The 22,004-nt window shown below is 45.9% G+C and carries 18 protein-coding genes; 6 read left to right on the forward strand and 12 right to left on the reverse strand.

Going from position 1 to position 22,004, the window contains the following annotated elements:
* The first annotated feature begins 7 nt into the window (after positions 1-7).
* The 3 genes from rfbA to ASG34_RS13445 all read left to right on the forward strand — a co-directional run bounded on the left by rfbA (position 8) and on the right by ASG34_RS13445 (position 2,570).
* Positions 8-895 (forward strand): glucose-1-phosphate thymidylyltransferase RfbA, encoded by an 888-nt coding sequence (gene rfbA, locus ASG34_RS13435; protein ID WP_055831357.1) that lies wholly within the window; start codon positions 8-10, stop codon positions 893-895.
* Positions 895-1,437: a dTDP-4-dehydrorhamnose 3,5-epimerase gene (gene rfbC, locus ASG34_RS13440; protein ID WP_055831359.1), complete on the forward strand. Its 543-nt coding sequence runs from the start codon at positions 895-897 to the stop codon at positions 1,435-1,437. Before rfbA ends, rfbC begins: the two co-directional genes overlap by 1 nt.
* 611 nt (positions 1,438-2,048) lie before the next feature.
* On the forward strand, positions 2,049-2,570 hold the full coding sequence (locus ASG34_RS13445) for an FxDxF family PEP-CTERM protein (RefSeq protein WP_055831361.1): 522 nt from the start codon (positions 2,049-2,051) through the stop codon (positions 2,568-2,570).
* A gap of 66 nt (positions 2,571-2,636) precedes the next feature.
* Here ASG34_RS13445 and dapC read toward each other — a convergent pair whose 3' ends face one another.
* A complete protein-coding gene (gene dapC, locus ASG34_RS13450) occupies positions 2,637-3,827 on the reverse strand; it encodes a succinyldiaminopimelate transaminase (protein WP_055831364.1) in 1,191 nt (396 codons plus the stop codon).
* A 15-nt stretch (positions 3,828-3,842) separates the two neighbouring features.
* Here dapC and ASG34_RS13455 point away from each other — a divergent pair, with 15 nt between their 5' ends.
* Positions 3,843-4,775, forward strand: a complete 933-nt coding sequence (locus ASG34_RS13455) for a DMT family transporter (protein ID WP_055831366.1) — start codon at positions 3,843-3,845, stop codon at positions 4,773-4,775.
* 3 nt (positions 4,776-4,778) lie between these two features.
* Here the strand turns inward: ASG34_RS13455 and ASG34_RS13460 are convergent, their stop codons facing one another.
* From ASG34_RS13460 to ASG34_RS13510, 11 genes are read right to left on the reverse strand one after another with little or no spacing between them, the layout of a single operon-like run.
* Positions 4,779-6,551 carry an O-linked N-acetylglucosamine transferase, SPINDLY family protein gene (locus ASG34_RS13460; RefSeq protein WP_055831367.1) on the reverse strand — a complete coding sequence of 591 codons (1,773 nt, stop codon included), beginning with the start codon at positions 6,549-6,551 and terminating at the stop codon, positions 4,779-4,781.
* The gene (gene mnmC, locus ASG34_RS13465; RefSeq protein WP_055831369.1) at positions 6,548-8,503 is read right to left on the reverse strand and encodes a bifunctional tRNA (5-methylaminomethyl-2-thiouridine)(34)-methyltransferase MnmD/FAD-dependent 5-carboxymethylaminomethyl-2-thiouridine(34) oxidoreductase MnmC; all 1,956 of its coding nucleotides are present in this window, start codon (positions 8,501-8,503) and stop codon (positions 6,548-6,550) included. The genes ASG34_RS13460 and mnmC overlap by 4 nt, the downstream gene beginning before the upstream one ends.
* 33 nt (positions 8,504-8,536) lie before the next feature.
* The gene (locus ASG34_RS13470; protein WP_200934491.1) at positions 8,537-9,841 is read right to left on the reverse strand and encodes an SAM-dependent methyltransferase; all 1,305 of its coding nucleotides are present in this window, start codon (positions 9,839-9,841) and stop codon (positions 8,537-8,539) included.
* 11 nt (positions 9,842-9,852) lie between these two features.
* Positions 9,853-10,641, reverse strand: coding sequence for a DUF1365 domain-containing protein (locus ASG34_RS13475; protein ID WP_055831372.1), 789 nt, complete (start codon positions 10,639-10,641; stop codon positions 9,853-9,855).
* The gene (locus ASG34_RS13480; protein ID WP_055831486.1) at positions 10,638-11,885 is read right to left on the reverse strand and encodes an NAD(P)/FAD-dependent oxidoreductase; all 1,248 of its coding nucleotides are present in this window, start codon (positions 11,883-11,885) and stop codon (positions 10,638-10,640) included. Before ASG34_RS13480 ends, ASG34_RS13475 begins: the two co-directional genes overlap by 4 nt.
* 8 nt (positions 11,886-11,893) lie before the next feature.
* The gene (locus ASG34_RS13485; protein WP_055831374.1) at positions 11,894-12,835 is read right to left on the reverse strand and encodes an acyl-CoA desaturase; all 942 of its coding nucleotides are present in this window, start codon (positions 12,833-12,835) and stop codon (positions 11,894-11,896) included.
* 33 nt (positions 12,836-12,868) lie between these two features.
* Positions 12,869-13,390 (reverse strand): lipocalin family protein, encoded by a 522-nt coding sequence (locus tag ASG34_RS13490; protein WP_200934475.1) that lies wholly within the window; start codon positions 13,388-13,390, stop codon positions 12,869-12,871.
* A 50-nt stretch (positions 13,391-13,440) separates the two neighbouring features.
* On the reverse strand, positions 13,441-14,100 hold the full coding sequence (locus ASG34_RS13495; protein ID WP_082504923.1) for a DUF6134 family protein: 660 nt from the start codon (positions 14,098-14,100) through the stop codon (positions 13,441-13,443).
* Between the two features lie 4 nt (positions 14,101-14,104).
* On the reverse strand, positions 14,105-14,866 hold the full coding sequence (locus ASG34_RS13500) for a DUF1295 domain-containing protein (RefSeq protein ID WP_055831378.1): 762 nt from the start codon (positions 14,864-14,866) through the stop codon (positions 14,105-14,107).
* Entirely contained in the window at positions 14,863-15,399 is a 537-nt protein-coding gene (locus tag ASG34_RS13505) for a DUF2878 domain-containing protein (RefSeq protein ID WP_055831380.1), read from the reverse strand. Before ASG34_RS13505 ends, ASG34_RS13500 begins: the two co-directional genes overlap by 4 nt.
* Before the next feature lie 17 nt (positions 15,400-15,416).
* Positions 15,417-16,460: an SAM-dependent methyltransferase gene (locus tag ASG34_RS13510; protein ID WP_055831382.1), complete on the reverse strand. Its 1,044-nt coding sequence runs from the start codon at positions 16,458-16,460 to the stop codon at positions 15,417-15,419.
* Positions 16,461-16,704: 244 nt separating this feature from the next.
* Between ASG34_RS13510 and ASG34_RS13515 the strand changes: the two genes are divergently transcribed.
* Together ASG34_RS13515 and ASG34_RS13520 are read left to right on the forward strand one after the other, a co-directional pair.
* Complete coding sequence (locus ASG34_RS13515; protein WP_055831384.1) at positions 16,705-18,441, forward strand: pyrroloquinoline quinone-dependent dehydrogenase; 1,737 nt, start codon at positions 16,705-16,707, stop codon at positions 18,439-18,441.
* 324 nt (positions 18,442-18,765) lie between these two features.
* The gene (locus ASG34_RS13520) at positions 18,766-21,996 is read left to right on the forward strand and encodes a response regulator (RefSeq protein ID WP_055831386.1); all 3,231 of its coding nucleotides are present in this window, start codon (positions 18,766-18,768) and stop codon (positions 21,994-21,996) included.
* The last annotated feature ends 8 nt before the right edge of the window (positions 21,997-22,004 follow it).

Below are 22,004 nucleotides of genomic sequence, written 5' to 3' on the forward strand. Positions count from 1 at the left end.
GCACATTATGGCAAAAAATAGAAAAGGCATTATTCTGGCAGGAGGATCTGGCACACGCCTGTATCCGGCTACGCAAGCGGTTTCCAAGCAATTGATCCCTGTGTATGACAAACCTATGGTGTATTACCCACTGACTACGCTGATGTTGTCTGGCGTTGAAGATATTCTGTTGATTTCTACGCCTCAAGATACACCCAGGTTTGAGCAGTTACTAGGCGATGGTTCACAGTGGGGCATCAATATTCAATATGCCGTGCAGCCTACACCGGACGGCTTGGCACAGGCCTTTATTATTGGTGAATCATTTATCAGCAACTCGCCAAGCGCGCTAGTCTTGGGCGACAATATTTTTTACGGCCATGATTTGGCGACGACCTTGCAGCAGGCAAATCATTCTGAAAGTGGAGCGACAGTGTTTGCCTACCCAGTCAATGATCCCGAACGTTATGGTGTCGTTGAGTTTGATGGACAGGGTAAAGCCATCAGCCTGGAAGAAAAACCGACCAAACCTAAATCCCGTTATGCCGTGACCGGTTTGTATTTTTACGATAATAAGGTCTGTGATATTGCGGCAAACTTGAAGCCTTCTCCAAGAGGCGAGTTGGAAATCACCGATGTGAACAAGCATTATCTTGCAAAGCAGCAACTGAATGTCGAAGTCATGGGCCGTGGACACGCTTGGCTGGATACTGGTACACACGAATCTCTACTGGAAGCATCGCTTTTTATTCAAACCATTGAAAATCGCCAGGGCCTGAAAATTGCCTGTCCTGAAGAAATCGCTTATCGCATGGGATACATCACCTCTGAGATGTTATTAAAACAAGCTGAAATTTATAAGAAAAATAGCTACGGCCAATATTTAATGCAAGTTGTGAACGAGAAGGTGTTTTAGTGATTGCGTATCAAACAGCGATTCCTGATGTTTTGGTTTTTCAACCCAAGGTATTTGGCGACAACAGAGGCTTCTTTTTTGAAAGCTTCAATGAGAATATATTTGCTGAAACTACCGGGCTTCGCCCACGTTTTGTACAGGACAATCACTCTAAATCAGCAAAAAATGTATTAAGAGGTTTGCATTACCAGATTAAACAACCTCAGGGAAAATTGGTTCGAGTGACCCAGGGTGCGGTGTTTGATGTTGCTGTAGATCTGCGTTCACAGTCACCCACTTTTGGCAAATGGGTAGGAGAGGTTTTGAGTGATGAAAATAAAAAAATGCTTTGGGTTCCTGAAGGATTTGCTCACGGATTTCTAGTACTTTCAGAATTAGCCGAGTTTTTATATAAAACTACAAATTTTTATGCGCCTGAGCACGAGCGCTGTATTATATGGAATGACCAGACCTTAAATATTGAGTGGCCTATTGCCCAAAAGCCCTCGTTATCTACAAAAGATGCGCTTGGTCTTAGCTTCGCTGAAGCCGATAAGTTCTAACACAGCCCGTCATAATTCAGTCACAGAATAAATCAACTTAAATCATGCATTTTGCGTTTGACAAAAGCCATTGTTAAATGTAATAAAAAATTCACAATAAATCATTTTTTATGTGTAAAATGCAAATCGTTTAGTGCACTTAAGTGGTGCATGCGCATCAATGGTGCAGAAAACTTGTATTTTTGATGCATTTAATTCAGCAGTTAAACAATCAACCTTTAAAATAATCAAATTAAATCAATAGGTTAAATGTTTTAAAAAGCTGGAACGCTTTTTGCATTCCTTAACTTTGAAAATAAATAACGCGATAACAATATTTGAATAGCCCGAATGGGTAATGTCGCAAGATAAAATATTAAGTTATTGTTAGAAAAAGAGGAGAATTATAAGGAAACGCTCGATGGCGCGTATTGTTGGGTGAATGCTGCAGTAATTGGCTGGCAATACCAACAAACCTTTAATCTCCCCGATTTACCTGGATGTCTCAGCTCCACGTAGTAATGTTATTGGTATGAACTTAGTCTGCTTCTGTTTAGTTTGAGTGCTTTAAGTTTGCCTTTTGTAATTAGTTTGTTTTTTAGTTATTTCTTTTAATTTTCTTAAGGATATATATGTTAAATATAAAAAAATCTTTGGCAGCAATGGCAATTGGTTCGGCAATGTTATTGCCTATGACCTCTTTTGCTACAGTCACTAATTTTGGTGATATCACAAATTCCACTAGCGCAACTGGCTTGTTTAGTACTGTGGTCATTGGTGGTTTGGTTTTTGATGGTGGTGACACTTTCAATTTCAGCCTAAATGCTGCAGACAAATCAAATATCTCTATTGATATTACTCAATTATTTGGTATCAACATTGGTAACTCTTATTTCAGCCTGAAACAAGGTGCTACCGAGATTAGCCAGATTGCACTTGATCCATTGATTCTTTTGAAAACTGAAAGTTACACTTTTAACAGCCTGGTTAACGGTAACTATTCCTTGTCATTGATTCCTTCAAACATCCTTGCTTTGAATTTTGGCGGTAAAGTGAGTATTACAGCTATTCCAGTTCCAGAGCCAGAAACTAACGCTTTGATGTTCCTGGGCCTTGGCATCATTGGTATGATCGCTCGCAGAAAATTCGTTTAAGTTTTTTCTAGCTATAAAAAAGCCGGCTGCATCTGCAACCGGCTTTTTGTTTTATGGATTTGGTATTTAGCTAAGGTTAGTTTGAATTCTCAATGCAGCTTCGATGGTTTCTTCATTAGAAGCAACAAGGGCCATACGAATAAAACCTTTACCTGGATTGTGTCCATGCGCCTCGCGTGCCAGAAATGAGCCAGGCAGCACAGTAATATTGAGATCTTGGTAAAGTTGTTTGGCTATGACAGCATCATCTTGTTGTGTGTCTATCCATAAATAGAAGGCAGCATCAGGAAGTTTTGTTTTTGACCATACCTGCTGGAGTATCGGTGTCACTGACTGGAATTTCTCGTTATACAGTTTACGGTTTTCGATCACATGTGCTTCATCATTCCAAGCCACGATACTCGCTGCCTGCACGGCAGGATTCATGGCACATCCATGATACGTACGATACAAAGCAAACTTTTCAATAATCGCTGCATCACCTGCTACAAAGCCTGATCGCATACCTGGGACGTTGGAGCGTTTGGATAGTGAACTGAACATGACGATCCGGCTAAAATCACGTCCTAACTTATACGCTGCTTCCAAAGCGCCTACTGGTGCATTCATTTCATCAAAGTAAATTTCTGAATAGCATTCATCTGAAGCAATTACAAAACCGTACCGATCAGACAACTCAAATAAGGTTTTCCAGGCCTCCAAATCAATCACTTTGCCTGAAGGGTTGCCCGGACTACAGACATACACTAATTGTGTACGCTTGAGAATATCTGCCGGAACCTGTGTCAGGTCCATGACATAATCATTCTCTTGGGTAGTATTGATAAAGTAAGGCGTGGCACCAGCAAGGAAAGCAGCGCCTTCATAAATCTGGTAAAACGGGTTTGGTGAGATCACAACGGGTTGCTGCGGAACGCTGGTGTCAATCACGGCTTGTGCAAAGGCAAACAAGGCTTCACGGCTGCCATTTACCGGCAAAATGGCTTTATCGATATTCAATGCAGGGATCTTGTAACGACGTTGCAGCCATTGATTGATGGCTTCGCGCAAGGCGGGTACACCGATTGTGGTAGGATAGCTGGCTAGCCCGCCCAGGTTTGCCCTCAAGGCTTCAATAATGATTTCAGGCGTCGCATGTTTGGGTTCACCTATAGATAAATTGACAGGCGCAAAGTCTGGATTAGGCGTTAGCCCATCAAACAGGTCACGCAAACGCTGAAAAGGGTAGGGCTGGAGTAAATTTAAATGTGGATTCATAGGGTTGTATTATAAGTGAGCCTTGCGCATAAGCAAAAAGCCCATCAGCAAAAATATTTTGCTTTGGCAGCATTGATCTACGGTGCCATTTCCTGGGGGGTGATCTGGTACCCATATCGACTACTAAATGACAGTGGCATCTCTGGTGTGCAATCCAGTTTTTTGAGCTATTGGCTGGCCTTGTTAATAGGCGGAATTATATTCTGGCGCCGCTACCCGCACATTTCCAAAGTACCTAAATCTGCATACTGGCTGAGCCTGGTAGCCGGCTGGACCAATCTTGCTTATGTGCTGGCTGTGATTGATGGTGAAGTCATGCGGGTGATGCTGCTGTTTTATCTCTCGCCTTTATGGACGTTGTTACTGGCGAAAATCTGGCTGCATGAACGTTGGCATAAACCGCAACTATTAGCCATCGCCTTATCGTTGTTAGGGGCTGATTTAATGCTGACAGATGGTCAATTCGCATGGCCGTGGCCGCAATCATCTTCTGATTGGCTGGCATTATCAGCTGGCATTGGCTTTTCGATTACCAACGTCATAACCCGTTTCTCCACTCACCTCACTATCGCAGCCAAAGGCATGCTGGTGTGGTTGGGCGTGTTTGGATTGTCGTTGCTGGTGCTGCTCTGGCAAGATGGTTTATCCGGCCTCGCTTTTGCCAGCTCATTGACTTCGCGCACTATGGTTTTGATGCTGCTGATAGCATTTATGCTTATTTCCGCAACTTTGCTGGTGCAATATGGCATTACCAAAACACCCGCCATTCAGGCGTCTGTATTATTCATGTTTGAATTGATTGTCGCTGCGGTAGCTGCCTACTTTCTGGCACAAGAGAGTATGTCACTGATAGAAATGGTCGGCGGCTTTTGCATCGTCGCTGCAGGCCTGTTATCTGTGTACTATAGTGAAAGCAGTGAAGTCAGCGAAAAAAGCAGTGCAAGGTAGTGGTTATGGCAAAAGTTCTCGATAAACTTGTTCTAGCTGGCGACAAAACGTTAAGGGATCAAATAGCACTTGTGCCTGCTGTTTAACCTTTTTCTTCAGCGTCTGCAATGCGGCAGGGTTATTTGCTAAAGTCACTGCCTGTTTTACCAAGTTCTCCCAATCACTACAAACACACTCCTGCAAACCGCTACGTTTAAGCAAACTGGCACTCACCCGTGCCGGGAATGTAACTCCTTCCACCGTCAGCAAAGGGACGCCTTGCCACAGCGCATCACTGGCCGTGGTATGGGCATTGTACGGGGTGGTATCCAGCATCAAATCAGCATGTTGCTGCCTGGCAATATGCAGCTCGGCGCTAGTGCGCGGCGCGAATACAAGTCGGGCAGGATTGATGCCTGCCAGGTGCGCAGTTTGTTTGAGATTGTTGGTCGCCCATCGATTGCACTCCTGCAACCATAAAACACTATCAGGGACCTGCTCAAGTATGCGCATCCAGTAAGCAAAGACATCGGCTGTAATTTTAAAGCTTTGGTTAAAGCTGCAAAATACAAAACCGTGCTCGGGTAAGCCATGCTGGGATCTACTGCCAGCATCAGCCTGTGGTCGCTGTGCATTGTTCGGCTGGTAACAAGGTAATGCAATTGGCTGCTCAACTAAGCAATTACTTTTTACCGTGCTATCCACCAGAATCACATCGAACAAGAGGCGATTATTTACTTTGCCCATTGTGCCAGGGTAACCTAGCCAGTTGATATGACAGCGTGCCGGACGATAGGCGGCCACGCCGCTGCGACTATTCTGGGTGAATCCGGTCAAGTCTATCAGGCAATCAATATCTGCAGCCCGCATATGGGCAGCCACTTGTGCGTCAGTCAGCGTAGCAATCTCAATCCAGTGATCCGCAGCCGCAATAAATGCGTTTCTTTCAACCGATTGATCATCTTTAGCCTGACTATACAAGCTCACTTCAAACTGATCGCGATTATGGGCGGCAATCACATCAGTGACCAGATATGCCAGCGGGTGTTTGCGAAAATCGGAGGAAATATAAGCTAGCCTGATTTTTCGGCGGTCTGGTACGGGAGAGGGGGCTGGTAATGGCTGTATGGATCCATAGTGCTGTTGAGCCCATGAACTGGCGCATAGCAGTTGCTCCGCATCGCTAGTGCCTGGCATGGCGAGGAACGCAAATGGAGGAATTTGTGCATTTGGTTGCTGCTTTAGTGCTGCGCGGACTTCGTTAATGGCATCGTCCAAGCCTTGCCAGTCCGCCATATGCTGTTTCTGATGTATCCAGTGTACTTTGGCATGTAGCAACTGTGGATTGCATTTAAGTGCCTGCTCATAGGCCTTAATCGCTAAATCCAGTTGCCCGGTTTCGCGATAGGCATTACCCAGATTGTTTTGGATATCGGCATCGGCTGGATTGAATAACAATGCTTGCTGATAATGCTGAATGGCTTCCGGATTTAGCCCAAGCTTACGCAGGCTGTTGGCCAAATTAAAGTGAACATCTGCCTGTTGAGGATCTTGTTGTAAAGATTTTCTGAAAGCTTCCGCTGCGCGCAGTTCATCGCCTTGCCGGCTGGCAACATTGCCTAACTGCATTAAGATTTGCGGATGATCAGGCGCCAGGCGCAACGCTGCAGAAAAGGACTTCTGGGCCAGGTCTAATTGTTTTTGCGCCAGGTAGCATCGTCCCAGCTCGTAATGCAGGCCCGGGTCATGTGGCATCTTGACAAGCTGCTGCTGCAAATTGACTATTTCCGGCGTCATCCTGTCACCTTAAATGGCTTTAGTAGTTTTTTCCAGCCCAGTTGTTTAAATAGCAGGCGCTGTGGATGCAGGCCATTCCAGAAACTATCCTCGGTCAACTGTGGCAAAGCTATTGAAAAATCCTTCAACAGCCGTCTGGCCATTACAGCAGCGCAATAGGGTGCCGTCATTAAGCCTTTGCTGCCATGTGCGATATGTATATACAAACCTTGTGGCGCGGGCAAGTCTTCATAATCGGTAATGCTGATAGAGGTGGGCTTGAGGTTGTCTGTAGAAAGTAATGGCCCAACATAAGGTAAATAGTCGGGGGAGCCGCAGCGCATTGAAGCCCTGGCATAAGTAATTTCTGCTGAAGAAACTGCATTAAATTGCGGACTTAAGTGACTGACCATATTGAGGTTACTTGCATTATCTGCATCCCTTACATCAGTATCTAAATCGCCATGCGCGAAAGTGGCACCCATGGCGTGCATGCCGCCCTGCAACGGTGTCAGGTAACCAATGCCGCACAGTATCATTTTTAAATCTTGCATGGCAGGTTGTCCGGCAATCATCCCCATTTGCCCGCGCACCGGGTTTAGCCACATGCTGCTGTCTGGTAATAATTCGGCAGCATTTGCTGCGTTAGCTACAATCACTGCATCGAATCCCTGGTGCAAATCAGTACTGGATTGTAATTGCCAGCCATCCTGGCTGGATAGTCCAGTGATATTCTGCTGCAAATGCACATGAATATTCACATGCTTAAGCATGGCAATACACGCTTCACGAGGATTCACCCAGGCCGCGTCGGCAAAATACAAGCAATCTGATGTCAGAGGCACGCCTGCAAGTTCAGTGGCTTGAGCTGCATCCACTTGCTGCAATAATCCTAAATGGGCATAACGCGCTGCGACTTTATGTACGCGCTTCTGTTCGCGCGCAGCACCACCTAATTGCAATAAGCCATTGTGTTTGAAAGCATCTTCAGCCAAACCTAAATTGGCAAAGTGGCGCAGGCTAAAGCTATAGCTGCGCAAAGCTAATTCATCATTCAGGAGTTCTTCGGTATTTAAGCGTGGATACAGCATGCCGCGTGGATTACCGGATGCCCCGCTAGCGATGGTTTCAGCCCGGTCAAACACGTGTACTTCGCAACCCATAGAGGCTAAAAACCACGCACTACTGCAACCGGCGATTCCGGCACCGATGATGGCAATTTTTGGCATGTCTGGCACAGGTGTAATTGCTAGAGACGGCCACTCACCGCATAACATTTCACGCTTTGCTCCATAACCTGCGGTTTTTTTAGGTTGAAAACCTGCTTCTTGCAACTGGCGACGGACGAAGCCGGCACTGGTAAATGTGGCGAAAGTAGTGCCGGCTTTGGCGCACTTCGCCATACATTCAAACAGGGGCGCCTGCCACATTTCAGGGTTTTTTGAGGGGGCGAAACCATCCAGGAACCAGGCATCTGCTTTTAAATCCAGTTCAGGCAACACGCTGGCAGCATCAGCAATGTGTAAGGTAAGGCTGGTAGAAAAGTTCTGTAGCTCCAACTGATTAATGCCAGGCTGCAAAAAACGATATTGCTCGCACAAAGCCTGGCTGTACTCGGCCAGTTCAGGAAAGTGTGCATGCGCCTGTTGCAAGTCCTGCAAGGAAAAAGGTGCAATTTCGATACTGATAAAGTGTAAGTGGGCAGAGACAGGCGCTGTTTCGCGCCACAATTGCAAGGTTGCCAGAAAGTTCAGGCCGCTGCCGAAACCGGTTTCAACAATGACAAAGTGACTGGGCTTATCAGCAGGAAGGTTTTGCCAGCGCTGTTGCAAATGATTTTGTTGCAAAAACACATGACGCGTTTCAGCCAGCCCATGTTGCGGATGGTCTGGGCTAACGGAAAAATAGGTATCATCAAACGTGGTGGAGTAGGGCAAACCATCGCGCCATTCCAGTGCTGCATGGGTAGTCATAGGCTGGCAAGTGTATCATGCCTGATTTACCGCTTACACCCGTTTAAGCGCTCGGTAGCCCGGTTTTGCCAGCAATAAATGCACATCGCCTAGCGCGCATTCGGCAAATCCGCCTTCGCAATAACTCAGGTAGAAATCCCACATGCGAATAAAAGTATCGCGATAACCTAACTGTTTCACCTGATCGAGATTGGCAAAGAAGTTCTCGCGCCACAAACGCAGGGTGGTCGCGTAATCCTGGCCAATATCCTGCAGATCTATTAAACGTAAATCACTCGCACGTGTCAGGCTAGTCAACATGGCGGTATTGGAAGGGATATTAGAGCCAGGGAAGATATAGCGCTGGATAAAATCCACCGAGCGAATAGCGCTTTTGTAGCGCTGATCCATAATCGTAATAGCTTGTATCAACGCAACCCCGTTTGGTTTCAGCAAATGGCTCACTTTATTGAAATAGGTGTCGTAGTATTGATGACCCACTGCTTCTATCATTTCAATAGACACCAGCTTGTCGTATTGACCTTGCAAGTGACGATAATCCTGCTTGAGTAATACGATTTTATCCTGCAAGCCTTCCGCTGCAACCCGCTCTTTTGCCAGCACAAACTGTTGCTGCGATATTGTGGTCGTGGTGACACGGCAACCATAATGCTTAGCGGCATAAATGGCGAATCCTCCCCAGCCAGTGCCTATCTCAATCACATGGTCTGCCGGCGACAGCTGCAATTTGTCACAAATCACTTTTAGCTTGCGTTCAGAAGCCGCCTGCAAGCGGCTGATATCCGCACTGGGCCTGTCTTCAGCATCGAACATGGCGGACGAGTACATCATGGTTGGGTCCAGAAACAACTTGAATAAATCATTGCCCAGGTCGTAATGCGCGGCTATGTTTTTCTGACTGCCCGCTTCACTATTGCTGTTTAACCAGTGAAAAGCCTTAAGCATCGGTTTACTCAAATACTGGTAACCACCTTCAAGCGTATCCATCACAGACTGATTGAGCACCATCAGTCGCACCACATTGGTTAATGTGTCCGCCTGCCAATAACCGAGCATATAGGCTTCGCCTGCCCCGATGCTGCCGCCGAACGCGATTTCGCCATAAAAACGCGGATCATAGACGGTGATACTGGCCTGGATTGCTTCTACATTGCTTTGGTGGGGAAGATGTCCGAAAACATGGCTTTCGTTACCATCAATAATAGTCAGCTGGCCGACTTTCAGTCCGGCCAACCGTTTGAGCACCTGCTTTTTTGCCAGTTGCGCGACCCATTTGGCACGACTTTTAGATTTTAAGGGTTTGGTCAGCGTGTCAGTGGAAAGGGCGTTTGAAGGCATTGAGTTCATGATTAATCACCAAGTTTGGCGTGTTGTTTGGGGTGAGTGTAGAAAGGAATTCTTTTGAGCCATAGCCGCAGGGCTTGCCAGTAAATGGCTGCGATGACTTTGACAGTCATCCATGGATAGCTTAATAACATGCGATTTAAAGTACTTGCTTGCCAGGGATGTCTTTGTAATTTCAAGGTAGCGAAAAACGTAGCTTGCTCATGGTGCCAGTTTTGCATATGCACACTCAGTGCATCACCGGGTGCTGAAAATTGCCATTGATAATCGATATCCATGGGCATAAATGGCGAGACATGGAAATCTTTTTCCAGTTTGAACAGCATGGAAGTGGCCTGCTTTACTTCATGTACATAAGCAAACTGTTCTTTCCAGGGTGTGTTGGTAATATGGCTGACGATCGCCTGTAACTCACCCTTAGGGTTGTAGCAATAGTAAAAACTGACCGGGTTAAAGCAGACGCCCCAGTAACGACAATGGGTGAGTAGACCAATTCTGCCGAGAGGGCGTTGGCAGGTATGTTTTTCAACCAGGTCACGTACACATTGGTCCAAAGGTTGATCTGGCGGGCCCAGATAGTCTTCGCGCTTAAAATAAGCCAGGTTAGGCTTAAGGTAAGACCACAAGCGATTGCTTTTAAATAGTAAAGGCAGCTCATCTAAATCCAGGTACAGCATAAAAAGCTGGTAACGGAAGCCATGAGCTTTCGGTTGCAATCTCTGATGGCTTATCCATCCAGTGTAGATAGCACTATGCAACTTTTCATTCTGATTTGACGCAGATGCCGCATTCATCGCATGGCTGCCTCAAAGTGTTTGATAGCGGCCAGCGCACTGACCACTCCATCCTCGTGGAAACCATTCTTCCAGTAAGCGCCAGCATAGCCTGTGCGATGGTGACCACTGATATCAGCATGCTGTAACTGTGCCTGGGCGCCGGCCAGGGTATAAAGCGGATGGCGGTATTGCAGCTTTTTAATCACTTTGGCCGGGTTAATCGCATTGGTGTAGTTAAGCGTCACCAGCAAAGGCTCTGTTGAGCGTATGCCTTGCAGGATATTCATATTGTAAGTGACTTGTACTTTGTCAGTGGGCTGCGCTGCGACGTGATAATTCCAGGCCGCCCACGCCAGTTTGCGCTTGGGCATTAAGCTCGCGTCAGTATGTAAAAAAACCGTATTGTCCTGATAGGGAATTGCACCGAGTACTTCAAGTTCACTATCCGTTGCTTCAGTGCCAAGAATGGTTAAGGCTTCGTCACTATGGCAGGCAAAAAACACATAATCAAATCGTTGAGGCTGTTTGTTGGTAAACGTAAGCGTGACGCCAGCACTGTCTCTTTCAACGGTTTTTACGGGAGAATTCAGATGGATACGATCACGATAACCGGCAGTCACTTTTTCAACATAACTTGCTGAACCACCGATAATCGTGCGCCATTGCGGCCTGTCATCGATACTCAACATGCCATGGTGATGAAAGAAGCGCACAAAAAAGCGGGCAGGGAACTGCAACATTTGCTGTGCATCGGTTGACCAGATTGCAGCCCCCATCGGTACTATGTAGTCACGAATAAACTGTGGCGAGTAACCATTCAGCGATAAATATTCCCCTAACGGAATTTCATTGCCTTCTGCCAGCAAAGCCAAAGATTGTTTGTTGAAGCGCAGAATATCGCGAATCATACGGTAAAACTTTGGCGATAGCAGGTTACGCCGCTGCGCAAACAGGCTATTAAGAGAAGTGCCATTGTATTCAAGATGCGTGACTTCATTACGTACGCTAAAGCTCATGTCGCTGTTGCGCCAGGCCACACCTGCTTCAATCAATATGCGTTCGAACTCAGGATAAGTTTTATCGTTAAATACAATAAAACCGGTATCAACCGCATGTGTTTCTCCGGCGATTTCTACATGGTGGGTATGGGTGTGGCCGCCAATGTAGTCATTGGCCTCAAACACAGTGACCTTATGCTGTTTATGCAGGTGATAGGCGAGGGTGTTTCCAGCAATACCACTGCCGATAATGGCAATATTCAAGCCCATTGTTAATCGCCCTTCACAGCATGCTGGTTGCGTACATCTATGGGTACTTGCTTGAGATTCCAGATCAGACCCAATGCGGCCAACACTTTAAGACCGTAATAGGTAAAGTCTATCTCCCACCAGTAAAATCCTTGCTTTACTGAACCAGGATAGTGATGATGGTTGTTATGCCAGCCTTCGCCAAGTGTGAGCAGTGCTAGCAACCAGTTATTACGGCTGTGGTCGCGAGTGGCATATCTGCGGCTACCCCAGACATGGGCTAATGAGTTAATACAAAACGTGGCGTGATAGAGAACGATAGTAGAAACGACAAACCCCCAAACCAGCAACTGCCAGCCATTGGTATGCAGTTGCGGGACGTAAACACGAAGCAATTCCCCTAATGCAAAAATAGCGGCCGCGAACCCAATAGGAACGATGCTATCAAAACGATCAAGCCAGCATAGCTCGCGAAAACGGGTAAGTTCACGCACCCGATCAAGCTGGGTCTTGAAACTGGCATGACTCAGAAACCAACCCAAATGGCTCCATAAAAAGCCTTGTTGATAGGGAGAGTGAATATCTTGTGGTTGATCGGCATGCACATGATGGTTGCGGTGATGGGCTGCCCACCACAATGGTCCACGTTGAACGGCGGTGGCACCAATGAGGGCAAACAGAAACTGCCCTGCGCGAGAAGTTTGAAAAGTTTTATGCGCAAAATAGCGATGATAAAAGCCGGTAATGGCAAACATGCGTGACACATACATGACCACGGCAAAGACAACCGCAAACGGGCTCCAGCCAACCCAGAATAAAGCCACCAACGCCAGGTGCAAGGCTACAAATGGCACTACCCGCCACCAGTCGATACTCTCGGCACTGGCATTGGCTGGTGGCTGATAACGCTGGTTATCCAGCCAGCCTACCAGCCTGCCAAATAGCCCCCAAATGCGGTAATGCATGTCACTTCCTTTTAAATAGCAAGCTTGATTAAATTACAGGGGCGGTTTTGATGGTGCTTTTGCATTCAGGTGCGGGAAAATTTCCAGCTTGTTGATGTCATATCCCAACGCTTTGATTTTTGCCACCAGTTCGTTATAAGTCGCCTGATCTATCGCTGGCTTACGTGACATTAGCCAAACGTAATCGCGTTTGTTTCTGGCAACAATGGTGTGCTGGTAGTCATCACTTAAATAAGTAATCAGGTATTCGGATTTGAAGGGCCACAGAAACTGCATTTTCCACTCAGCATTGCCACTATCCGGCACCACAAAACCTGTCGGATGATAAACCTTAAGCTTGCCATCAAACCCACCCTGGTTGTACGTAAAGGTAGTCGCAATAGTGCCATCCGGATTTTTTTCATAATGCTCGACCGGGTTATAGGGATCACGCTCCATAAAAGTGGGGATCGCCGCAATCACATACCAGTCACCCATAAAGCGATCAACATCGACTTTCTCGACCGTTTTGACCGGTGGTAAATTTTGACAAGCACTCAGTCCGAATATACTCATTATACAAATCACTTTAATTAAATTTTTTAACATATTGATCAAATAGCCTTTTAGACTAGTTTATAAACGATTTTGTAACCCTCTGGCGTAATGGATTCAAGAGCAACCCACGCTTGTTGCTGGTCATACCAGAGTGTAATCTTTAACTTATCCTTGCCATTCAGGCGACCATTCAGGCGATATTGACGGGTCTGTGTGCTTTGGCCTTTAACCATAATTGTTTTAGGACCTTCATCCGTTACCGTCACATCCAGATATTCAGCATTTTGCGGATTAAGCAGTCGCGGCTGTTTGAGGATTTCAGGGTTCCAGTAAGCAAAAGTCATGGTGCATGCGGGTAAAGTTTGCTGGTCAGAGTTTTTCGCGCTGTGTTTATCGACCACAAATTGTTTGTCTTGCAGCTGCCCATTTACGTCTGTGACGACTTTATTTTCTTCGGTGTGCGCCTTTAAACTGTTCAGGCATGCACCTTGCCATGTTTCATCTGCCTGATGTGTGTAGCGATACGCGTTAATAAATAACACTTTTACATTGAAATCAGCACGGCTTTGCAACTGGTTGTTATTAAACGCAAAGGTATGGGTACCAATTTTTTGTTTATCCAGCCAAACCTCAAACGTCCAGTCTTTCGCTTGGGCGGTCGACAACATACCTAGACTTAAGGCAGTAAAAGCCAAAAACTGTTTTGCTTTATTAATCAAATTGATCACGCATCTACTCGCTTTTTGGAATGCCAGGAATAAAAGCATTGGTATTTTTGACGTAAGCAGCATAACCGGGACGGCGGCTATGGATAGTTTTCTCCATCAAGCTGACACCACTCACTTTCAATAGTAATAAGGTCATGATGATGGGCGATAGCCATACCCAGGGATTGCCGGTAGCGGCGCCAAATAAAGCGAAACCCCACCAGATCAGGCTCTCACCAAAGTAATTGGGGTGGCGGCTGTAGCGCCAAAGGCCGGTGTTTAATACGGCATTTTCGTTTTCAGCTTGATTGCGGAAGCGCATTAACTGGATATCAGCCACGACTTCCCAGTAAAAACCAATCAAAAACAACGCAACACCGGCGTAATCCAACCAGAGTAAAGGTGCTTGATCATGGATGGCAGCATATAAAGGATAAGAAATGATCCAGGCCAGCACTGCCTGAAATGCAAAAATGATATAAACGCTTTTAAACCAGAAGTGTGGTTCGTTATTTTTACGGATAGTTTCATAGCGGTGGTCTTCCTTGCCCCAGTTGCGCCAGGTAAGAAAGATACTCAATCTAAGTGACCACAATGTGACTGCTGCCAATACCAGGCAGGCGCGCAAAGATAGATCATAGGTAAAGATGGCAGTAATAAAGGCGGTGATTGCCATAAACAGGCTCCACATACTGTCGACATGGCTGTAATGGCGGGTAGCGAAGCTTAAAAGCCAGCCGCTCAGGGCAAACATCAAAATCGCAATCAATGCATAAAAGTAGATCATGCGGGTTTCCCGAGAATGGTTTGAGAGAACTGCCGGCGTATCCAAAACATTAATGGCATGGCGATTGCCCATTCCAGCGCTACCCACGCCAGGCTAAGCGTGGGATGGGGCAGGTGTATCACCTGTAATTTTGCGGAGCCAAGATAAGCCAGAGGGCCAAAAATGCCACCCAGTATTGCTGCAAGCATAGGTTTAGGCTGTAACCAGCGCATGCTGACGTTTAAGGTACAGGCAAATGCCAGCCATAATGCAATCATCCAGAGTGGAATATAACTTGTCCAGAATTCCGGGTATTCAAAACTGATCAATCCCATGTAATAGCCTATCTGGTCAAGCAAGCAGCCAATCAAAGCGGTGATGATGAGCGGTAAAGCTTGCTGCCAGCCTTCAACCCACTCTAAATGGGCTAGAGTAAAAATGATGACCAGCAGGAAAACAGCAAAACCCAATCCTGGTTTAGCTGATAGCACACACGCCCACCAAAGAATTTGGAACGAGATAAAATTAAATATAATCAATTTATTAGAGTTCATATTTAATGTTTAACTTCTCATTTTTTCGAGAACAAATAATGACTTACCCACCAGGTTTGTCCTTGGTTATAGCCGAATAGCTCGGCACATGCCATATAGAATATTCGCCAGCGCTGCCGCCACAGTTCAGCGTCATCTGTACCATATATAGATTGCAGCACCGGGGTAAGCAAAGCATGATTTTGGTCCATATTTTCCAGCCATGCATTGGCAGTTTTTTCGTAGTGAGTGCCGTCCCAGCGCCATTTTTCGATGATTTTCAAATCATCCTGGAAATATAGTGGCAGATCGTCACTGGGCATCATGCCGCCACTAAAAAAATACTGACTCATCCAGTCATCATCCGCCTTGACATCAAATGTATAAGGCACGTGACGATGCACAAAAATATGCTTGAAAAACAATCCATCAGACTTTAACCAGCGCGCTACTTTGGCATATAAAACCTGGTAATTCCGCATGTGCTCGAACATCTCTACCGATACTATGCGGTCAAACGTTTGATCGGTATCGAACACATTCATATCCGCGGTAATGATGTTGATATTAGAAAGCCCACGCAGGTTGGCCTGCTGCAAAATATATTCCCGCTGTGAGGCGGAATTAGAAACACCAGTGATTCGGGCATTCGGGTAATGACTGGCCATCCAGAACGTTAATGAACCCCACCCGCAGCCTAATTCCAATATCTGTTGACCATCTTGTAGCAGTGCATGCGCACAGGTCTGTGAAAGTGCTAATTGCTCTGCTTCATCCAAAGTTTTTGTTTCAGGTGACCAGTAGCAACTGCTGTATTTACGATTAACGCCCAGGCAATAGTTATAAAATATGGCGGGGACTTCGTAATGCTGCGCATTTGCCTTTTCCGGTAGGGGAGCAATCTCAGAACTTTGCATCTGCTCTATAAATTTGATAAGTGCAGATTGCGCGCGTTCGCAATTTTCTTCATTGATTTCAATTAACCTGTCCTTGCATAGCTTTTGTATTCCTTTCCGGATAAGTGCATCAGGTATCAGGCCTTTTTCGGCAAGTTTTAGCGCTGCAGTTGCAATTGAACTCATATTTATTATCGCACTAACTATTTCGTTGTTGTTAAGTCCATCATAAACTGAGTTTAGTTTCATCGTGCAAAAAATTTTTAAATGGCCGCCTTGGGGTAGTGGCGTTTACTTGGAGACTTAACTGTTTCAAGTTTATATTTAACATGTATACTAATCTGTATAGTTTACTAGATATTTTGAGATGAAACCCTCTATGACGCGTACACTTTTTCGTTATTTAAGCTTGGCATCTATCACAGCCTTAATGGCTTGCACACAAGTTTCCAAGCCGACTTCAAGCAATACCGGCAATGTAGATTGGCCAAGTTATGGCTTAGATCTGAAGTCGCAGCGGTTTTCAAATCTGTCACAAATAAATCAGCATAATGTCTCAACATTAAAAACAGCCTGGAAAGTGGAAACTGGCGTCAAAGCGACATTCCAGGCCACACCCATCGTGGTGAATGGCATCATGTATGTCAGCCTGCCTTTTAATCATGTATTGGCGCTAGATGCAGCAACGGGTAAACAACTCTGGAAATATTCGCATGATCGCAAAGCAGATTGGGCCATGTGTTGCGGACCTGCCAATCGCGGCGTCGCAGTGGCTCAAGACAAGGTATATATTGGTACCGTAGATGCAAGATTAATCGCGCTAGATGCTAAAACCGGACAAAAACTTTGGGATATTGATGTAGCAGCCAGCCAGGTGACTACAGAGCAGCAAGGTACATTAAATAGCAGCGACCCTAATAAAACCCGAAAAATCACTGGTGGCACCGGCGTAGGCATTGCCATGGCGCCGGTCGTGTTTAACAACAAGGTCATCATCGGCATTACCGGCGTAGGTTATGGATTACATATTGATAATCCTCGCAGCGATGCGCCATTGGGTGCCGTGATTGGCGTCACTGGGCGCTATGGTCGTCCTGGCTTTCTGGCTGCATTTGATGCGAACGATGGGCATCGTGTCTGGCAGTTTGATACTATCCCGACCAAAGGATGGGAAGGCAACTTTACGACGCAAACCTCTGATGGCAGCCATTTTGAACGTGATGTTGCAGAAGAGAAAGCGGCGCTTAAAACATATCCTGATGCTGCCACTTTTGGTGGAGGATCAGCGTGGAGCACGCCTGCCATTGATGCCAATACCAATACCTTGTATTTCGGAACCGGCAATCCATCGCCGCAAATGAATGATGTTTCAAGACCCGGAGATAATTTATATACCGTCTCATTGGTCGCACTGGATACCGAGACCGGTAAATATAAGTGGCATTATCAGCAAGTGCCACATGACTTGTGGGGATACGATTTAGCAAGCCCGCCTGTCCTGTTTCAATACAATCATCATGGCAAAAATATTGCTGCTGTGGGGCAAGCCAGCAAAACAGGATGGTTCTATATTCATGATCGGGTCACTGGTGAATTTTTAGCCAAATCGGAAGCGTTTGTGCCGCAACATAACCTGTTTAAAAAACCTAGCATAGAAGGGACAGTCGTTTATCCTGGGATACTTGGCGGTTCAAACTGGTCGCCTGCCAGCGTAGATGAGCAACAACAAAAAGTGTTCGTCGCTGCTATGCATAGCCCGATCAAGTACACCATCCATGAAACAGATAACGATGATGGCAAGCATTCTATGCGCTATACATCCAGCGAACCTACCGATGATGCGCGTTGGGGTTTGTTAAGCGCGATTGATTTGAATTCCGGAAAAATCGCCTGGCAGCAAAAAACGGCACAACCCCTGGTAGGCGGCGTGTTATCGACAGCAGGGGGCTTGTTATTTTCAGGTGAAGGCAATGGCATGTTTACAGCTTATGCCAGCCAAACAGGTAAACCCTTATGGCATTATCAATCGGAATATGGTGTGAATGCGCCACCTATTACTTACCAGGTAAATGGCGAGCAATATATTGCAGTCGTAAGCGGCGGTAACTCATTATTTGGTTTTAAACAAGGCGATAGCGTTCTCACATTTAAGCTGCCAAAACCTTAGACATATTTTTAACTTAAAGCCAGAGAAGCCAATATTAAACACGGTAATAAGAAACGATTTTCAATCAGTTATTGTAATAATTAATTTAAGTAAAAATAATAATTGACATGTAAATACACTACGAATAGATTAGCGTAAATATGTATTTACTTACTGCTTCTGAGCACTTGATTGCCCATGCAAAAAAATGCTCGATTATTTTTTTAAATCAAAAACTTACAAATAGTAAATGATGGTTGAACGTTGTCGAACCATAAACGTCAAACATCGACTTAAAAGCAATACAGACTTATCCTTGAAATTAAAAAAAAGATAGGAATCGCAATGCTTAGTGGGGTGGTACCGGGGAATTCGCAACGTAAAGAGCTTTGGGCTTTAGAATCCATCATTATTTATGGGTTTATCAGCTTTTTTGCGCTGTTAGTGATTCTGGGTATTACCAGCATCATTTATTTGCAGCGCTTTTCTGAGAACAATCGCTGGGTCACCCATACCAATGAAGTCATCTCAAAACTGGATAGAGGTTTAGGGCTATTCAATCAACTTGAAGTCTCTCAACGCGGTTTTTTATTGACCGGTGATGAGAGTGCTATTAATCGACGTGACATTGCGCTGGCCGAGTTGCAAAAAGATATTACTGAACTTGCGGTGCTTACCAAAGATAATAGCTTCCAGCAAAAACAAATTACCCAACTTAGAAAGCTTATCGATAGGCGCCTGATTTACTTTAATCAGGTTGCAGATTTTGCCCGCACAGCATCAGTAGACAAATTAAAGGAATTCCTGCGTAAAGATTCTATTCGCAGGGAAGATATGCTCGAGATTCGAGGTGTATTCAGTGCCATGTCACTTGAAGAGCAGAACCTGCTGGATGATCGTACCAGGTTAGAGCAGGATCACGCTAAAGACTTGCTGGTGCTGTTTACTGTCATGTCTGTGGCCATTCTGATTTTCTTCCCTTTACTCATCTGGCGGATTCAACGCGATCTTAACATCCGCAAACTCGCGTCTGCTGAACAAAAACGGCTCACGGATATTCTGGATGCTTCCCCTGACCTCATTGCAAACGCTAACCTTCAAGGCGATTATTTTTACCTTAACCGGGGAGGGCGCAAACTACTGGGGATAGGTGAAAATGAAGATATCGCCTCACAAGCCATCTCGCGCATGCGCCCTGCATGGGCGATTGATCTGATTCATAACAAAGCCATTCCTGCAGCACTCAACACGGGAGTGTGGAGCGGCGAAACCGCTTTTATCAGCCGGGGAGGGGTGGATATCCCGGTATCCCAGGTAGTGGTGGCACATAAAAATGCGGATGGCATCCCTACGCATTTATCCACCGTTGCGCGCAATGTGAGCGAGTTCAAGCAAATTGAATTTGACCTTAAACATGCGGCCATCTATGACCAGACGCATACCGAAATATTAAGGCTGTTCAATGCCAATTACGATCGTCCGAACATCCTGCAAAGCATGTTGGAGACGCTGGCCAGAAACCATGCATTTCCGGTATCTGCAATTTATGGCTACGATGAATGGGCTGGATTATATCGTCTGGAAAGCACGCATGCTGCGCCGACGGATATCCTTACTGAATTTAAACTTGGCCACGGAATAATAGGGGAGGCGATTCAAAATAATCAGACACTCATATTGCGTGATGTCGACCAGTTTCCGTCCCTCAGCCTGGAAACAGGCTTACTTTCCATCAAGCCGGCAGGTATCATCATTTGCCCGGTTACCTATCAGGATAAATGTCTCGCCGTGCTGGTGCTGGCCGCCAGCCAACCGATTTCAGACCGTGATCAGACCTTTATTGAACGGCTTTCTGCGCAATTGGGCGTAGCCCTGCATAACATTGAACAGTATGGTGACCTCAAGCTGCTGGCCGAGCAATTGCATTTACGCAGTGAAGAAATCAGCTCAAAAAACGAACAGCTATTGGAAGCAGATAAGATGAAATCTGAATTCCTGGCCACAATGTCTCATGAACTGCGCACACCGCTGAATGCCATTATTGGATTCTCGGAAATACTTCGCGATGGCTTGATTGGCGACCTCGCAGACAAGCAGAAAGTTTACGTCAATGATATTTTTGAAAGCGGGCAACACCTGCTTTCATTGATCAATGATGTGCTTGATCTATCAAAGATTGAAGCCGGTCGTATGGAGCTTGAAGGTGAAGTCATTGACGTTCAGAGTTTGCTGCAAAACAGCCTTTCTATCATTAAAGAAAAAGCATCTACCCAACGTATTAAATTACAGGCCGATTTATCAGATGCATTAGGCAATGCCTGGCTGGATGCCCGTAAAGTTAAACAGATCGTTTATAACCTGCTCTCCAACGCAGTTAAATTTACACCTGAAGGCGGACAGATCACTTTACAGGCCAGCCTGGTTTCGCGTGAATACGTGCTTGAACAGACTAGAGATATACCGAAGAGCCATTATTCACCGATCGGTAATGCTGAACAGTTTATTCAGATCGCGATTACCGATACCGGAATAGGGATTGAAGCACAAGATATTACCCGCCTTTTCCAACCTTTCGTGCAAGTTGAAAGCACGCTTTCAAGGCGCTTTGAAGGCACCGGCCTGGGCTTGGCACTGGTAAGAAAACTTGCGGAATTGCATAGCGGTGCGGTGGCTGTGACCAGCACACCGGGTGAGGGCAGTACATTTACGGTATGGCTGCAATACAAAACCAACCTGGTAGACGCAGCGTTGGCAACCACACAAACCGGCGAAAGTATCCGGCAATTGGTTCTGTCGGATTCCCCACATGTATTGGTGCTGGAAGATGATGACCGGGCCGCGGATTTAATCAGGTTACAGCTTGAATCAGATAACTGTCGTGTGACGCGTGCGACTACGGCCGAAGTAGCCCTGGCTCTCTTGGCTGACAATAGCCCTCCTGATTTAATTACGCTGGATATTCTTCTTCCCGGCATGGATGGCTGGGAATTCCTGACTACCTTAAAAGCCAACCCCAAGCTTGCGCATATCCCGGTAGTGATTCTTTCGATTGTGGCTGATAGTAATCGTGGCCTGTCTTTAGGTGCCGCCCAGGTATTACAAAAACCTGTATGTGCGGATGATTTGCAAACGGCATTAAGCAAGCTTGGCTTTACCAAACCCGAGCACAATCAGCCAGGCGCAAAAATTTTAGTGGTGGATGACGACCCTAAAGCAGTAGAAATCATCTCATCTCATCTTGAGCATACAAAGCACACTGTGCTACGCGCTTATGGCGGCAATGAAGCTACCCATATCGCCAAATTACAACAGCCTGACTTGATCGTACTAGATTTAATGATGCCGGAAATCAATGGCTTTGAAGTAGTTGAAAACCTTAAACTGGATCCGCGCACAGCCAAGATCCCAATCATTATTGTGACGTCCAAATTCCTGTCGCCGCAAGAACAGCAAACGCTTAAAGGGCACGTGTTGGCGGTACTTGAGAAATCTGAATTTAATCATGGCAACTTCCTCAGTGAAGTGCACCGTGCACTGGCCGGCAATAAAAAACACTCCTCAGGATCTAAAGCATAGAGGTGAAT

Origin of the sequence: Methylophilus sp. Leaf416, assembly GCF_001424665.1 — a bacterium.
Lineage (GTDB): Bacteria > Pseudomonadota > Gammaproteobacteria > Burkholderiales > Methylophilaceae > Methylophilus.

Excerpts from the sequence above, each read along its gene's own strand:
- rfbA (WP_055831357.1), top strand. The coding sequence starts at position 8 with ATGGCAAAAAATAGAAAAGGCATTATTCTGGCAGGAGGATCTGGCACA.
- ASG34_RS13445 (WP_055831361.1), top strand. The coding sequence starts at position 2,049 with ATGTTAAATATAAAAAAATCTTTGGCAGCAATGGCAATTGGTTCGGCA.
- dapC (WP_055831364.1), bottom strand. The coding sequence starts at position 3,827 with ATGAATCCACATTTAAATTTACTCCAGCCCTACCCTTTTCAGCGTTTG.
- ASG34_RS13460 (WP_055831367.1), bottom strand. The coding sequence starts at position 6,551 with ATGACGCCGGAAATAGTCAATTTGCAGCAGCAGCTTGTCAAGATGCCA.
- mnmC (WP_055831369.1), bottom strand. The coding sequence starts at position 8,503 with ATGACTACCCATGCAGCACTGGAATGGCGCGATGGTTTGCCCTACTCC.
- ASG34_RS13470 (WP_200934491.1), bottom strand. The coding sequence starts at position 9,841 with ATGCCTTCAAACGCCCTTTCCACTGACACGCTGACCAAACCCTTAAAA.
- ASG34_RS13475 (WP_055831372.1), bottom strand. The coding sequence starts at position 10,641 with ATGAATGCGGCATCTGCGTCAAATCAGAATGAAAAGTTGCATAGTGCT.
- ASG34_RS13485 (WP_055831374.1), bottom strand. The coding sequence starts at position 12,835 with ATGCATTACCGCATTTGGGGGCTATTTGGCAGGCTGGTAGGCTGGCTG.
- ASG34_RS13490 (WP_200934475.1), bottom strand. The coding sequence starts at position 13,390 with ATGAGTATATTCGGACTGAGTGCTTGTCAAAATTTACCACCGGTCAAA.
- ASG34_RS13500 (WP_055831378.1), bottom strand. The coding sequence starts at position 14,866 with ATGATCTACTTTTATGCATTGATTGCGATTTTGATGTTTGCCCTGAGC.
- ASG34_RS13505 (WP_055831380.1), bottom strand. The coding sequence starts at position 15,399 with ATGAACTCTAATAAATTGATTATATTTAATTTTATCTCGTTCCAAATT.
- ASG34_RS13510 (WP_055831382.1), bottom strand. The coding sequence starts at position 16,460 with ATGAGTTCAATTGCAACTGCAGCGCTAAAACTTGCCGAAAAAGGCCTG.
- ASG34_RS13515 (WP_055831384.1), top strand. The coding sequence starts at position 16,705 with ATGGCTTGCACACAAGTTTCCAAGCCGACTTCAAGCAATACCGGCAAT.
- ASG34_RS13520 (WP_055831386.1), top strand. The coding sequence starts at position 18,766 with ATGCTTAGTGGGGTGGTACCGGGGAATTCGCAACGTAAAGAGCTTTGG.